Below are 14,116 nucleotides of genomic sequence, written 5' to 3'. Positions count from 1 at the left end.
CACCTTCGCTGGTTTGAATAACGGTGTTCTCGCAAATCGGGAGCGACCCCCGCAGCACGAAACGTCACGCGTCACCACACCCGAAAGGTCACCATGCGCCGCCACATCCTCCCCGTAGTCGCCGCCCTCGGCATCGCCGCGATCGCCCTCGTCGGATGCTCCTCCGCCGAGGGAGACACCGCCGCCGCGAAGCAGCCGAAAGACCCCAATGCCCCGATCACGATGGCGGCCGTGCCGATCGGCGAGGATCCCACGGCAGAGAGCCCCTACGACGTCATCGCCGAGCTCTTCCAGAAGGAGACCGGCCGCAAGCTCGAGATCACCGAGGTTCCCGACTACCTGAGCGTGGTCGAGGCGATCCGCGCCGATCACGTCGACATCGGCATCATGAGCGGATTCCCCTCCGCGCTCGCCGTCGGCACCGGCAAGGTCGACGCGCTCATGTCCTTCGGCGGTGACGGCAAGCCCGTCTCCACCTGCGTGGTGCTGAAGGACTCGCCGGTGCAGAAGCTCGAGGACCTCCGCGGCAAGACGGTCGCGTTCGCGGATCAGGCGTCGAGCTCCGGCTTCTTCATGCCGGTCTACATGCTCCACGAGGTCGGGCTCGAGAACAACAAGGACTACAAGTCGATCTTCGCGGGCGGCCACGAGGGTAGCTTCGCCGCGCTCAAGCAGGGCCAGGTCGATGCCGCCTGCACCGCGGTGATGCTGACGCAGCTCGGCGAGCCGATGTTCCCGTTCAAGGACGGCGAGTGGCGGGCGGTCGGCGAGAGCCCCGCGATGGACGTCTCCACCGCGGTCCTCGGCCGCCAGTCGCTCGACGAGGACACCCGCAAGCAGGTCGACGAGGGCTTCCGGAAGGTCCTGGTCAAGGAGAACGCGAAGCGTCTCGGGGCTTTCGGCCCGATGGCCTCGGCGCAGGCCACCTCCAATCCCGACCCGAAGATCTTCGACCAGTTCGCCGAGATCGCCGACGTCGCTGGCGTCAAGCTCAAGGACATGAAGTGAGCGCGGTGATCGCCCATCCGAAGCGCGGGGCAGCGCGAGCGAGCGGAGCGGCCGCGGCCGGTGCCCCGGCCGGAACCGCCGCGGGGAGCGGAGGCTCCCCGTCCACCGCCGAACTCCGTGCCGGGCTGCCGCTCGTCACGGTCCGCGATCTCAACGTCGCCTACGACGGCCCGGCCGTGCTGGACCGTGTCGACCTGGATCTCTTCCCCGGCGAGATGGTGGCGCTGCTCGGGGCCTCCGGCTCCGGGAAGTCGACGCTCATGAAGAGCCTCACCGGGTTCGCGCCCGTCTCGGCCGGATCGGTGCGCGTGGCGGGCCACGACGTGACGAACCTCCGCCGCGGAGAACTCCGCGAGCTCCGCTCCGACGTTGGCCAGGTGTTCCAGCAGTTCAACCTGATCCCGCGCCTGAGCGTGCTCACGGGCGCGCTCGGCAGCGCCGGCCCGCTCAACCTGATCGGGGGCTTCTCGAGCACCCACCGCAGGCGCGCGATGGAGCTCCTCGACCGCGTGGGGATCGCCCACAAGGCGAAGGAGCCCGCCCGCTCGCTGTCCGGCGGGCAGCAGCAGCGCGTGGCGATCGCGAGGGCGCTCATGCAGAACCCGCGGGTGATCCTCGCGGACGAGCCCGTTGCCTCGCTCGATCCGAAACTCGCGGACTCCGTGCTCGAGCTTCTGCGCGGGATCGCGACCGAGGACGGCATCCCCGTGCTCGTCAGCCTCCACGTGCTCCCGCTCGCCCTCGCCCACAGCGACCGCATCGTGGGCCTGCGCGCGGGGGAGATCCTCGTCTCGGGCGAGACGAGCGCCCTGAGCGCCGAGGAACTTGCTCCGCTGTACGAGGAGGTGGAGCACGATGACGATGACGAGTGAGTCCGGCGCGCGTGACACGCGCGAGGCCGCGTCCCGGTCCGGGGCGGCCACGAGCGACGCGGCGCCGGGCGCGAAGCCTCCCGTGAAGTCCTCCTCCCGGTCCGGAGGGAAATCCGGCGCACGCAGCCTCTCCGAGGCGGATCGCCTCCGCCTCGAGCGGGCGTTCCGAATGCCCCGGACCCGCTTCCTGATCGGGCTTCCGATCGCCGCCCTGATCCTGTACTGGTCATTCGCCGGTGCGCAGTTCAACTTCCTAAAGCTCGGCGAGGGCGCGGTGAACATGGGCGATTTTCTCGCCCGGCTGTGGCCGCCGGACTTCTCGAAGTTCGGAACGATCGTCAGGCTCCTCATCGAGACCTTCCAGATGGCGGTCGTCGGCACCGCGCTCGGCGCCGTGCTCTCGCTCGTTGTGGCGTTCGGCGCCTCGTCGAACATCGCTCCCAAGTGGCTGTATTACCCGTCGCGGTGGGTCATGAATATCATCCGCTCCGTCCCCGACCTCGTGTTCGCGCTCATGTTCGTGTCCGCGGTGGGGCTCGGCCCGTTCGCGGGCATCCTCGCAATGACGCTCGGATCGATCGGATCGATCGGCAAGATCTTCGCGGAGGCGATGGAGGCCGTCGATCGCGGCCCGATCGTCGCCATGGAGGCCGTCGGCGCGTCGAAACGCCAGATCATCCAGTACGGCATCCTGCCGCAGGCCGCGCCGCTGCTGACCTCGTACACGCTGCTCCTGTTCGAGGGGAACGTGCGCGGTGCCACGATCCTCGGCCTCGTCGGCGCGGGCGGAATCGGCCTCGAACTGACCACCGCCATGCGGATGTACGACTACGGCCACCTCAGCGCAATCATCATCTGCATCATCGTGCTCGTCACTGCCATCGACCAGGGCAGCGCGCTCATCCGAAGGAGAATCACGTGAACCCCGCAAGTCCAGCCCCCGTCGCCCAGGCCCCCGCGGCGACGCTCCCCGCACCGCACGGGAACGGCGCGGTGATCCCGCGCTCCGAGCCCGTCAACCTGCGCGACCTCGGAGGGATCAGATCCGGAGCGGTCGCCGTGCAGCGCGGCGTCGCGATCCGGGCCGACGACCTCTCCTACATCACCGACGAGATCGCGGATCTGCTCGTGACCGGCGGGCTCGCCGCCGTCATCGATCTGCGTTCCCCCGGCGAGGTCGGGCTCACGGGGCGCGGCCCGCTCGCGGCCCACGCGGTCGCCTACCACCACCTGCCGCTCATGGGTGACATCGGCGCCTCGGTCGACTCCGAGGCTCCGGTCCTCACCCACGAGGTGATGGGGGAGATGTACGTCGGAATGGTCGAGCGGGCGGCTCCCATGCTCGTGACGGCGCTCAACATCATCGCCTACACGCCGGGGGCGACGGCCTTCCACTGCGCGGCCGGCCGCGACCGCACGGGCGTGCTCGCCGCGATGCTGCTCCTCGCGCTCGGGGTGTCCGACGAGGAGATCATCGCCGACTACGCGAAGACCGGACCGAACATGCCGGCGATCCAGCAGCGCACGAGCGCCGTCGTCGGCCCCCTGCTGCTCGGGATGGGCTTCGACTACGAGGAGCTGATGCGCCGGACGCGACTCGACGACGGCCCCATGGATGTCTCGATGCGGATCCTGATCGACCGGCTGCGCGGCCGCTACGGCAGCGCGCTCGCGCCGCTCCAGTCCGCGGGGCTCAGCGACGCGACGATCGCGCGGCTCCGGGAACGGGCCATCGCGTGAGCCAGCTCGTCACGGACCGAACGGCGCCCGCGGTCGGAGTGATCGACTCCGCCCGCGGGCCGGGTCGTCCCCGGGATGAGGATCTCGACGATCGCATCCTTGAGGCCGCGCTCGGCATCGTCGATGCCGACGAGCCGCTCACGGTGTCGACGCTCGTCGCCGCGAGCGGGGTGAGCCGGGCCGCGATCTACCGGCGCTGGCCATCGCTGACCGACCTGGTGCTCGCCGCGCTCGATCACGGCCGGACGATCCCCCCTGAGGTGCCGGACGAGGGGGACTTCCGGCGGGAGTTCATGGACCATTTCCTCAGGGGCTACACGGAGTCGACCGAGGCCTATCCCGATCGTCGCTTCCGCGCCAGGATCAGGATCCTCATCGCGGACCCCGAGATGCAGCGCCGGTACTGGAGGGAGCGCGTCGTGCCGAGACGCGCTCCGCTCTACCGGGCCTTCGAGCGCGCGATCGCCCGCGGCGAGCTGCGATCCGAACTCGAGATCTGGCCGGCGATGGACCTGCTGATCGGGGTGCTCTACTACCAGATCATCGTCCGCGGAGAGCGTCCGAACGATCCCGAGGCGCTCGCGCGGATCGAGGCGGCGGTGGATATCGTGTGGCGAGGACTGCTCGCGAAACCGGGCGGGGCGGATGGCTCATCGCCGGAATTCGGCGCCTAACAGCGCCCCCTGGGAGGCCGCCGATCACACCTCCGTGGTCGCTGTCGGAGGCCCGGGATACACTGCGGGCATGATTGACCTCAGCCATCCCATCGCCACCGGAATGACGGTGTATCCCGGCGATCCGGCGGTGCGGGTGCGGGCAGCGCTCAGCATCGCCAGGGACGGCTCGGCGGTGGCCGCGCTCGAGCTCGGAACGCACACGGGAACCCACGTCGACGCTCCGGCGCACATCGTGCCCGGGGGACGCACGATCGACCGCGTCGGCCTCGATGAGCTGATCGGCGAGGCGCTCGTTCTGGACCCGACTCGGGGAGGGGCGGAGCCGCTCTCCTCCGGCGAATCGATCGGGATCGAGCGGCTCGGGATCGAGCGGCTGTCGCGGGTGCCCGCGATCGTGATCGTCCGTACGGGGTGGGATCGGCGCTTCGGCGGACGCCGCTATTTCCGGCACCCGCACCTTGCCCCCGAGGCCGCGGAACGCCTGTGTGAACTGGGGATGCACGTGCTGGGCGTCGACATGTTCAGCCCGGACCCCACGCCCAATCCCGGTGAGGAGGGCGCGTTTCCCGTGCACGAGATCGTGCTCGGCGCCGACGGCCTCATCGTCGAGAACCTGCGCGGCCTCGAAGCGCTGGGGGAGCGCGCGCAGCTCGGTTTCTTCCCCCTGCCGGTCCGCGGGGGCGATGGCGCGCCGGTGCGGGCGGTCGCCTGGCGTCAGTCCGCCGGCGGGCGCAGGCGCGGCTGAGCCGGTCGGTTTTCCGGCTGGTGGACCCGGCGACGTGAGGTGTATAGTCCATTCCGACTAGTCGGATTGGAGTGAACGTGACGTCTTCCCGCCTGCGCCCCGTCGGGGTGATGATCCTCGCTCTGCTGCGCGAGCGCGACATGCACCCGTACGAGATGCTCCGTTTGACCCGCGACCGTCACGACGAACGCCTCATCCGCATTCAGCAGGGCACCTTCTACCATCAGATCACCGCGCTCGAACGAGACGGCCTCATCGCCGAGGTCGCCGTGGACCGCCAGGGCAACCGGCCCGAGCGCACCACCTACACGATCACGCGGGAGGGAGACGCGTCGCTCATCGAGTGGGTGCGGCGCGAGCTGCCCTGCACCGAGCGGCCGGCTCACTTCCGCGTCGCCCTCGCGGAATCCCACAACCTGGATCGCGGCACCGTCGCCGAGCTGCTCGCGGGGCGCACCGAGCAGCTCCGCACGGTGCTCGGCGAGCGCCGCGAGCGGCTCGCCGACGCGATGGAGCGGGGCGTCCAGCGCCAGTTCCTCGTCGAGGTCGAGCGGGAGATGGCGCTCATGGAGGTCGACATTACCTGGACCGAGTCCCTCGTCGCCGAGCTGGCCCCCGCCGGGAGCGACTCGCCCGGAACCCCGATTCTCGAGTGGGGCATCCCGTCCCATTCGGACCGACCGAACCCTTCTCGAAAGGACGGCGAATGACCGCCTCACCCGCGAACGCAACACCGGAGCGCAGTCCCTGGCCAGCCCTCTGGGCGCTCGTCATCGGCTTCTTCATGATCCTCGTGGACACGACGATCGTGTCGGTCGCGAATCCCGCGATCAAGGCCGCTCTCGATCCCGGGACGAACAGCCTCGACAACGTCGTGTGGGTAACGAGCGCCTATCTCCTCACCTACGCGGTTCCGCTGCTCGTCACCGGCCGGCTCGGTGACCGCTTCGGGCCCAAGAACATCTACCTGATCGGGTTGGTGATCTTCACGGGCGCCTCGCTGTGGTGCGGCATGTCGGGAACGCTCGGCGGCCTGATCGCCGCCCGAGCGGTGCAGGGGCTCGGTGCGTCGCTCATGACCCCGCAGACCATGGCCGTCATCACCCGCACCTTCCCGCCGCTCAAGCGCGGCGCCGCGATGGGGCTGTGGGGCGCCACGGCGGGAGTGGCCACGCTCACCGGTCCGCTCGCGGGCGGACTGCTCGTCGACGGCCTCGGGTGGGAGTGGATCTTCTTCATCAACGTGCCGATCGGCGTACTCGCGTTCGTGCTCGCGTGGATCCTCGTGCCGAAGCTCGAGACGCACTCCCACTCCTTCGACATCCCCGGCGTGATCGTCTCCGGCGTCGGGCTCTTCCTCATCGTCTTCGGCCTGCAGGAGGGCGAGAAGTACTCCTGGAACGGGTGGATCTGGGCGATGATCCTGGGCGGGGTCGCGGTCATGGCGGTGTTCGTGTTCATGCAGTCCCGCACGACCCGCGAACCGCTCGTGCCGCTCGAACTCTTTCGGGATCGCAACTTCTCGCTCTCGAACTTCGGCATCACCACGGTGGGCTTCGCGATCACGAGCATGGCGCTGCCGCTCATGTTCTTCATCCAGCTCGCGCGCGGAATGACGCCCACCCAGGCGGCACTGCTGATGGTGCCGATGGCCGTGATCTCGGGAGCACTTGCGCCGTTCGCCGGCCGCCTGCTCGACCGCGTCGATCCGAGGCTGATCCTGGTTCCCGGGCTCTCGATCGTGACGATCTCGCTGTTCGCGTACGCGCTTTCGCTGCACCCTGACACCCCGATCTGGGTCTATCTCGTGATCTCCGGCGTGATGGGCATCGGGCAGGCCGGGATGTGGGGGCCGCTCGCGACGACGGCGAATCGGAACCTTCCGCCGCGGCTCGCCGGCGCCGGTTCCGGCATCCACAACACCACGCGCACCGTCGGTTCCGTCGTCGGCTCCGCGGCGATCGCCGCCCTGATGCAGGCTCGACTCGAGGCGAACATGCCGGAGGCTGCGGCTGGTCAGGGCGGTGCCGCGGCCAGCATGGGATTCGGCGGCGGGAAGCTGCCCGAGCCCGTCATCGACGCCTTCTCGACGGCGATGGGGCAGTCGATGCTGCTGCCGGCGGCGGTGCTCGCGATCGGAGTGATCGCGGTCTGCTTCATGGAGCGCCCGGTCGTGCTCGCGAGGAGCAGCGCGGACTGACCGCGCGGGTGTCGGCGGTCGCTTCTAGAATGGACGCGACCGTGGGGGAACGGGCGACCGAGAGGACCTGAAGTGCCGATCACTTCGAGCATGCTGGAGACCGCGCAGCGCTTCCCCGAGCGCGCCGCGATCGTCGGCGGTGGTCGCCGGCTGAGCTATCGCGAGCTCGTTGAGGACTCGCGGCGGGTCTCTGCGGCGGTTGCCTCGCTGCACGCGGGGCAGACGGCCCCGCCCGTTCCCGCACCCGAAACCGGTGGCATTCCGATCACGGCCATCAGCGCAGAGTCGGCGTTCGCCGCCGCGCGCCTGGTGGCCGGCCTCGCCGGGTATCGCGCGGTCTCCGCGGTGATCGACCCGAGATGGCCGCTCGCGCACCGGGTGCGCGCGGTGCTCGCGACCGGGATCGGGGTCCTCATCTCGGAGGATCGCGAGCTGTCACGCGCACTGGCCGAGGCCGGATGGGGCGGACTCCTCGTGGGGCTCGAGGAGTTCGAGCAGCGGGTCGCCTCGGCGGCGCCCGCTGCCGCCCCCGAGGTGCGTCCCGGCGACGAAGCCTTCCTCATGCTCTTCTCGTCCGGCACAACGAGCGCGCCGAAGGCCTTCCTCAAGACGCGAGAGCAGTATCGGCGGAACGTCGCCGTTTCCTCGGCGCATCTCGAACCCCTGCCCGGCGTCGCCACCCTCGCGCCCGGTCCGGTGTCCTACAGCCTCACGCTCTACGCGGTGATCGAGTGCCTCGCCACCGGGGGCGAAGTCCACCTCGGCGACGCGTTCGACCCGTTCTCCCTCGGGCCCCGCGTCGCCAAGGAGGGCATCACCCGCGTGGTCGCGGTTCCGGCCGTCGTCGAGGCGATCGCGATCGCCGCGCGCCGGGATCCGGAGTCCTTCCGCGGGCTCGAGCTCGTGGTCACGGGCGGGGCGAACCTTCCCGCTGCCATCCGCTCCTCGCTCGCGAAGGCTCTGCCCGAAACGCGGCTGATCAGCTACTACGGCGCCGCGGAAATCGGCTTCATCGGTGACAGCCGCGACGGCGACGGCACGGGGATCACCATCTACCCGGGTATCGGCGCCGAGATCCGCGATGAACGCGGCGTCCCCGTCCCCGAGGGCGAGCTCGGCGAACTGTGGATCCACGCCGCAGCGCGCTCGGACGGCTACCTCGCCGGCACGAGCGATGAGACGCTGCTCGACGAGCGCGGCTGGGCCACGGTGCACGACCTGGGCCGCATGCGGAACGGCCGCCTCGAGCTCGTTGGCCGCTCGGGAGACGTCGTCGCCACCGGCGGGCACAAGGTGTCCCTCCCCGAGGTCGAGCGGGCGTTCGAGGGAATGCCGGGAGCCGGCGCCGTGGTCGCGGTCGCCCTCCCGGATCCGGTGCTCGGCAGCCTGATCGCGCTCGTCGCGGAGCCGGAGGGCGAGGCACAGCCCCGCCGGGACGCGCTTGCCGCATGGGCGCGCGCGAAGCTGCCCCCGCAGTTCGTGCCGAAACGCTGGTACCGGGTGGACGAGCTTCCGCGAACCGTCGGGGGCAAGCTGCGGCGCGGCGCCGCGGCCGAGCTCGTCGCGAACGGCGAGGCGGTGCGACTGTGAGGCGGGCGGTCATCACCGGCGTCGGAGCGGTGACCCCTGCCGGGGTCGGCGCCACGGCGCTGCAGGGTGCCGCTGCCGCCGGCCGCAGTCTCATCTCGCGACTCGACGGCCAGGAGTACGCGGGGCTTCCGGTGCAGATCGGCGGTCGGATCAGCGACTTCGATGTCTCCGATCGGCTGCCGGCCGGTCTCGCGAGGCGGCTCGATCCCGTTCAGCACTGGGCCATCGCCGCCGCCGACGAGGCGCTCGCGCAGGCGGGGGCGCCGCGGCCGGACGGCGCCGAGACCCCGCTCCCGTGGGAACGTCACCGCGTCGCCGTGATCGCCGCGACCGGCTCCGGCCCGGTCGACGCCATGCAGGCCGCCACTCGGGCGCTCGACGCGCGCGGACCGCGCGCCGTGCCGCTCAGCCTCGCGATGCACGGGGCGCCAGACGCGGCGGCCGCGCTGCTCTCGCAACGATACGACCTCCGCGGCCCCGGCCAGGGCGTGAGCGCCACCTGCGCGAGCGGTGCGATCGGGCTCGGTGAAGCGCAGCGGCGCATCCGCCACGGGTACGCCGACGCCGTCCTCGTTGTGGGCATGGAGGACTGCCTCAACGCCGTCAACCTCGCCTCGAACGCCAATCTTCGCGCGCTCGCCGCGGGCTACGAGGACCGTCCCGGCGCTGCGAGCCGTCCGTTCGACCGCGCCAGGGCCGGGTTCGTAATGTCGCAGGGCGCCGGCGCGATCCTGCTCGAGCCCGAGGAATCCGCGGTGCGACGCGGCGCCCCGATCCTCGGCGTGCTCGCGGGGTTCGGGGCCTCGAGCGACGCGCACCACGCGACCGCGCCGCACCCCGAGGGTCGGGGCGCCGCGGCAGCGGTCGCCGAGTGCCTCGCCGACGCGGGGCTGGAGCCGGACGCCGTCGACCACATCAACGCGCACGGCACCGGCACCCCCGCAGGAGACCGCGCGGAACTGCTGGCATTCGCGGCGGCGCTCGGAGAACGCGCGCGGGAGATCCCGATCAGCGCCACGAAGTCGAGCACGGGCCACCTGCTGGGCGCGGCGGGGATCGTCGAGGCGATCATCTCGCTCGGCGCCCTCGCCGACGGCATTCTGCCGCCCACGATCAACCTCGAAGACCCCGAGTTCGAGGGCTGGAACTTCGTCGCGAACGAGCCGAGAAGCGCGAGCATTGGCAGCGTGCTCTCCACCTCGTTCGGGTTCGGCGGGCACAACGGCGCGGTGCTCATCACGCGCCCCGACAGGATGGGAGCAGCATGACGGACCGGGAAACCAGGCATCGGGAGCTCGCGGAGCGATTCCTCCCCGAGGCGACGCTCGAACGGATGCGGGAGCGAGCGGGGGAGATCGATCGCGAGAACCGCTTCTTCGACGAGGACCTCGCCGACCTCGCCGAGACGGGCTATCTCACGGTCTTCGTGCCGAGCGAGTTCGGGGGACCGGGCCTCACCCTCGAGCAGGTCGCCCGCTTGCAGCAGCGACTCGCGGGGGCCGCGCCGGGCACCGCGCTCGCCATCAACATGCATCTCATGTGCACGGGGGTCGCCCGCGCGCTCCACGAACGCGGCGACCACTCGTTGGACCAGGTCTTCGAGGAGGCGATCGCGGGGGAGATCTTCGCATTCGGCATCAGCGAACCCGCGAACGACTGGGTGCTGCAGGGCTCCAAGACCCGCGCCGTACCCGATGGCGAAGGCGGCTACCGCCTCACCGGGGTGAAGATCTTCACCTCGCTCTCACCCGCCTGGACCCGGCTCATCACGCACGGCCTCGACGAGAGCAACCCCGAGGAGCCGCGGCTCGTGTACGGCTTCCTCACCCGCGAAACCCCGGGCATCACGGTCTCGGACGACTGGGACGTGCTCGGCATGCGCGCCTCCCAGAGCCGCGCGACGATCCTCGATGAGGCGCACATGCCAGCCGACCGGGTCAACCGGCGTATCGAGCCCGGCCCCGTCCCGGACCTGCTCACCTTCGCCATCACCGCAAACTTCCAGCTCCTCATCGCGGCCGTCTACGCTGGCGTCGCCCGCAGGGCGCTCGAGGTGGGCGCGGCGGGCCTCAAGCGCCGCCGCTCCGAGAAGCGCGGCGAGACGCTCGCCCAGACCCCGGAATTCCGCGCTCGCCTCGCGGACGCCCACCTCGAATTCCTCCCGGTGGTGGCCCAGATCGACGCCTATTCGCGAGACTTCGACGAGTTCGCAGACCACGGCGCAGGCTGGCCGCTCCGCCTCGTCGGCGCGCGCCTCGGGGCGGGCGCTGCCGCTCGGCGCTGCGCCGAGGTCGCGCTCATGTGCACGGGAGGCAGCGGCTTCGCCAGTGCGCACGAGGCGAGCCGCCTGTACCGCGACGCTGCCGCCTCGCTGTTTCACCCGCCGGCGGCGGATGCTGCGCGGCCCATGTACGCTGCGGCGCTCCTCGACGACTAGATCTGGCCGAAAGTTTGGGTGATCGCAGACGCCTTTGTCAGCGATCACGGCAACCATAGCCCGTTCCTGTCGGGATGTGAAGGTTGCCCGGGCCTGCCGCCCTGAACCCCTGATGGGGGAGAGGCCTTCGGCTCAGGGGACGAAGCAAAGGGGCCCGCGGGAAGCCACACAGGAAGAGCACACAGGAAGGGCCGGGGATCGCGAACGATCCCCGGCCCTCCGCTCGCTGGAGGCCTAGTGGCCCTGCGAGGCGAGGCGCTCCTGCGCCTCAACGATGAGCTTCTCTGCGTCGGCGGCCGAGCCCCAGGCGTCGACCTTGACCCACTTGCCGGGCTCGAGATCCTTGTAGTGCTCGAAGAAGTGCTCGATCTCCTTGCGGGTGTACTCCGGGATGTCTGCGACGTCCTGGATGTGCGACCAGCGCGGATCCTTGTGCTGCACCGCGATGACCTTGTCGTCTCCGCCTGCCTCGTCGCTCATCTTGAGGACGCCGACCGGGCGGACCTTGATGCCGACGCCGGGGAACACCGGGTAGTCGAGCAGCACGAGCACGTCGAGCGGATCGCCGTCCTCGCCGAGCGTCTCCTCGAAGAAGCCGTAATCGGTCGGGTAGACGAAGCCCGTGTAGAGCACGCGGTCGAGGTACACGCGACCGGTCTCGTGATCCACCTCGTACTTGTTGCGGCTCCCCTTCGGGATCTCGATGACGGCGTCGAATGCAGCGGCCATGCGCGCTCCTCCGTGCTTTCTGTGTGCGGCCGGGCGCAGCCCGACTCTGATGTTCGTTGCGGTCACCAGGGTAGCGGACCGGCGAGCGCGCGCGTGAGGAGTTGGCGAGGTTGCGGGCCGAGCCCGGCGAAGTCTCGGGCGGGCTGCTGCGGTGGAGTTGCGTGAGCGGGGGCCATTTTTCACCGGGTTCGCGCTACCGTGGAGCCGTGGAGCAGCAAGCAGGCCCAGATCAGGGCGCAAGAAGCACGGTTCGGCGCGAGTCCTCGACGGACGCGAGGGTCGACACGAGGCGATCGGTCCGGGCCGCGCTCGGCGAACTCGCGGCCCTGCAGTTCGCCTCGGTCGGCGAACAGGGAAGCGCGACCGGGCAGCCGGAGCACGGGCTGCTCCCCGCCGCGCAGGCGACCCCGCCGACGGTCCTCGTTGCCCTGTCCGGCGGCGCCGATTCGCTCGCCCTCGCGGCCGCGGTCGCGCGCGAGGCGTCCGCGCTGGGCCTCGTCGCTGGCGCGATCGTCATTGACCACGGCCTGCAGGACGGCTCCGCCGATGTCGCGGCGCACGCCGCGGCCCAGGCGGAGGCGCTCGGCCTCGATCCCGTGCTGGTCCGTCGCGCCGACGTCGCGGCGGCCGCCGGGGCAGGCGGCCCAGAGGCCGCGGCGCGCGACGCCCGCTTCGCGGTGTTCGCCGCGGTCGTGCGAGAGACGGGGGCCATTGCGATCCTCACCGCGCACACCCGCGATGATCAGGCAGAGCAGGTGCTCCTCGGGCTCGCCCGAGGATCTGGGATCCGCAGCCTCGCCGGGATCCGCGCGCGCCGCGACCTTCCCGGCGGCGGGCAGCTGGTGCGGCCGTTCCTCGCCTCGGACCCGGTGATCTCCCGCGAGATCACGCTCGCGGCCTGCGCCGCCGACGGCCTCACCCCCTGGCACGACCCCCACAACACGGATCCGGCGTTCGCCAGGGTCCGCGTGCGCAACCGGCTCCTTCCCTTCTTCGAACACGAGCTCGGCCCCGGCATCGCGGCGGCGCTCGCACGGACGGCGGACCTCGCTCGCGAGGACGCCGACGCCCTCGATCAGCTCGCGGTCGACGCCCTCGCCGGCGCGTTCATCGAGGAGACCCCGAACCCGGAAACGGGAGAGGTCGAGCGCGTCGAGCTCGCGGCCTCCGCGCTCGTTGGCCAGCCGCCCGCGATCCGGAACCGCGCCTTCCGGTTGCTCGCCGCCGACCGCTTCAGGGCCCACCTGAGTCAGGAACACACGCTCGGGATCGCGGCGCTCGTGACCTCCTGGCGGGGGCAGGGCCCCGTTTACGTTCCTGGCATTTGGGTCGAGCGGAACGGCGATCGCATCGTGTTCACGCGGCAGCACGGCTCGCCGCGGAAGCCGAGTAACTAGCCGCGACGCGACGTTCCGCCCGGATCGGCCGCGCGATCTGGGCGTCCTTCAGGGTCTGCTGGACCCATCGACGATTACAGTAGAGACATGGATTCGAAACACCTCGGCGACGAACTCACCACCGTGCTGCACACCGAGGCGGAGCTCCACGCCCGCCTCGCGGAAATGGCCCGCGAAATCGAGGCGGACTACCCGGAGACCCCGCCGTTGCTCGTCGGCGTGCTCAAGGGTGCAGTGATGGTGATGGCCGATCTCGCCCGCGAGCTGCGCTTCCACGCGCAGATGGACTGGATGGCCGTTTCCTCGTACGGTGCGGGAACGAAGTCGAGCGGTGTCGTGAAGATCCTGAAGGATCTCGACGCGGACATCACGGATCGCGACGTGCTCATCGTCGAGGACATCATCGACTCCGGCCTCACCCTGTCCTGGCTGAAGGACAACCTCGAGAGCCGCGGCGCCCGCTCCGTCCGGATCTGCACGATGCTGCGCAAGCCCGAGGCGCTCAAGGTCGAGGTCGACGTGGCGTATGTCGGATTCGACATCCCGGTCGAGTTCGTGGTCGGATACGGCCTCGACTACGCCGAGGACTACCGCAACCTGCGCGATGTCGGCGTGCTCGCCCCGCACGTGTACGGCGGCGACGGGAAGTAGTTCTTCCCGGTCGCGACGCGTGGCGTTCGCGACCAAACCCCGCCAGGGTGCGCCCTGAGCGGACAAGCCC

14 protein-coding genes are annotated in these 14,116 nt (G+C 70.5%); 13 read left to right on the top strand and 1 reads right to left on the bottom strand.

The genetic code is table 11. The features are described from left to right. The first annotated feature begins 93 nt into the window (after nt 1-93). The 11 genes from phnD to JD292_RS11550 all read left to right on the top strand — a co-directional run bounded on the left by phnD (nt 94) and on the right by JD292_RS11550 (nt 11,269). Nucleotides 94-1,008 (top strand): phosphate/phosphite/phosphonate ABC transporter substrate-binding protein, encoded by a 915-nt coding sequence (phnD, locus tag JD292_RS11600; RefSeq protein ID WP_200132906.1) that lies wholly within the window; start codon nt 94-96, stop codon nt 1,006-1,008. After that, nucleotides 1,005-1,880, top strand: a complete 876-nt coding sequence (locus tag JD292_RS11595; protein ID WP_369411242.1) for a phosphonate ABC transporter ATP-binding protein — start codon at nt 1,005-1,007, stop codon at nt 1,878-1,880. Before phnD ends, JD292_RS11595 begins: the two co-directional genes overlap by 4 nt. Next, nucleotides 1,864-2,802 carry a phosphonate ABC transporter, permease protein PhnE gene (gene phnE / locus JD292_RS11590; RefSeq protein WP_233614169.1) on the top strand — a complete coding sequence of 313 codons (939 nt, stop codon included), beginning with the start codon at nt 1,864-1,866 and terminating at the stop codon, nt 2,800-2,802. The genes JD292_RS11595 and phnE overlap by 17 nt, the downstream gene beginning before the upstream one ends. Further along, a complete protein-coding gene (locus JD292_RS11585) occupies nt 2,799-3,620 on the top strand; it encodes a tyrosine-protein phosphatase (protein ID WP_369411241.1) in 822 nt (273 codons plus the stop codon). Before phnE ends, JD292_RS11585 begins: the two co-directional genes overlap by 4 nt. Beyond that, nucleotides 3,617-4,294 carry a TetR/AcrR family transcriptional regulator gene (locus JD292_RS12275; RefSeq protein WP_200132905.1) on the top strand — a complete coding sequence of 226 codons (678 nt, stop codon included), beginning with the start codon at nt 3,617-3,619 and terminating at the stop codon, nt 4,292-4,294. Before JD292_RS11585 ends, JD292_RS12275 begins: the two co-directional genes overlap by 4 nt. 70 nt (nt 4,295-4,364) lie before the next feature. After that, a complete protein-coding gene (locus JD292_RS11575) occupies nt 4,365-5,042 on the top strand; it encodes a cyclase family protein (protein WP_200132904.1) in 678 nt (225 codons plus the stop codon). A gap of 77 nt (nt 5,043-5,119) precedes the next feature. Beyond that, the gene (locus tag JD292_RS11570; protein ID WP_369411240.1) at nt 5,120-5,752 is read left to right on the top strand and encodes a PadR family transcriptional regulator; all 633 of its coding nucleotides are present in this window, start codon (nt 5,120-5,122) and stop codon (nt 5,750-5,752) included. Further along, nucleotides 5,749-7,242: a DHA2 family efflux MFS transporter permease subunit gene (locus tag JD292_RS11565; RefSeq protein WP_200132903.1), complete on the top strand. Its 1,494-nt coding sequence runs from the start codon at nt 5,749-5,751 to the stop codon at nt 7,240-7,242. The genes JD292_RS11570 and JD292_RS11565 overlap by 4 nt, the downstream gene beginning before the upstream one ends. A 90-nt stretch (nt 7,243-7,332) precedes the next feature. Further along, a complete protein-coding gene (locus JD292_RS11560) occupies nt 7,333-8,832 on the top strand; it encodes a class I adenylate-forming enzyme family protein (RefSeq protein ID WP_233614167.1) in 1,500 nt (499 codons plus the stop codon). Beyond that, nucleotides 8,829-10,100, top strand: a complete 1,272-nt coding sequence (locus JD292_RS11555; protein WP_369411239.1) for a beta-ketoacyl-[acyl-carrier-protein] synthase family protein — start codon at nt 8,829-8,831, stop codon at nt 10,098-10,100. Before JD292_RS11560 ends, JD292_RS11555 begins: the two co-directional genes overlap by 4 nt. Next, nucleotides 10,097-11,269 (top strand): acyl-CoA dehydrogenase family protein, encoded by a 1,173-nt coding sequence (locus JD292_RS11550; RefSeq protein ID WP_200132901.1) that lies wholly within the window; start codon nt 10,097-10,099, stop codon nt 11,267-11,269. The genes JD292_RS11555 and JD292_RS11550 overlap by 4 nt, the downstream gene beginning before the upstream one ends. Nucleotides 11,270-11,503: 234 nt before the next feature. On the opposite strand, the gene ppa is transcribed toward JD292_RS11550, so the two are convergent. Then, nucleotides 11,504-11,998, bottom strand: a complete 495-nt coding sequence (gene ppa, locus JD292_RS11545; protein WP_200132900.1) for an inorganic diphosphatase — start codon at nt 11,996-11,998, stop codon at nt 11,504-11,506. A 206-nt stretch (nt 11,999-12,204) separates the two neighbouring features. On the opposite strand from ppa, the gene tilS reads away from it, so the two are divergent. Together tilS and hpt are read left to right on the top strand one after the other, a co-directional pair. Beyond that, the gene (tilS, locus tag JD292_RS11540; RefSeq protein ID WP_369411238.1) at nt 12,205-13,395 is read left to right on the top strand and encodes a tRNA lysidine(34) synthetase TilS; all 1,191 of its coding nucleotides are present in this window, start codon (nt 12,205-12,207) and stop codon (nt 13,393-13,395) included. 87 nt (nt 13,396-13,482) lie between these two features. Then, nucleotides 13,483-14,046: a hypoxanthine phosphoribosyltransferase gene (hpt, locus tag JD292_RS11535; protein WP_200132899.1), complete on the top strand. Its 564-nt coding sequence runs from the start codon at nt 13,483-13,485 to the stop codon at nt 14,044-14,046. The last annotated feature ends 70 nt before the right edge of the window (nt 14,047-14,116 follow it).

It is taken from the genome of Leucobacter edaphi, from assembly GCF_016522535.1.
In the GTDB taxonomy this organism is placed as follows: Bacteria; Actinomycetota; Actinomycetes; order Actinomycetales; family Microbacteriaceae; genus Leucobacter; species Leucobacter edaphi.
The sequence above is the reverse complement of the archived record's forward strand: the minus strand, read 5'-3'. Positions and strand labels throughout refer to the sequence as shown.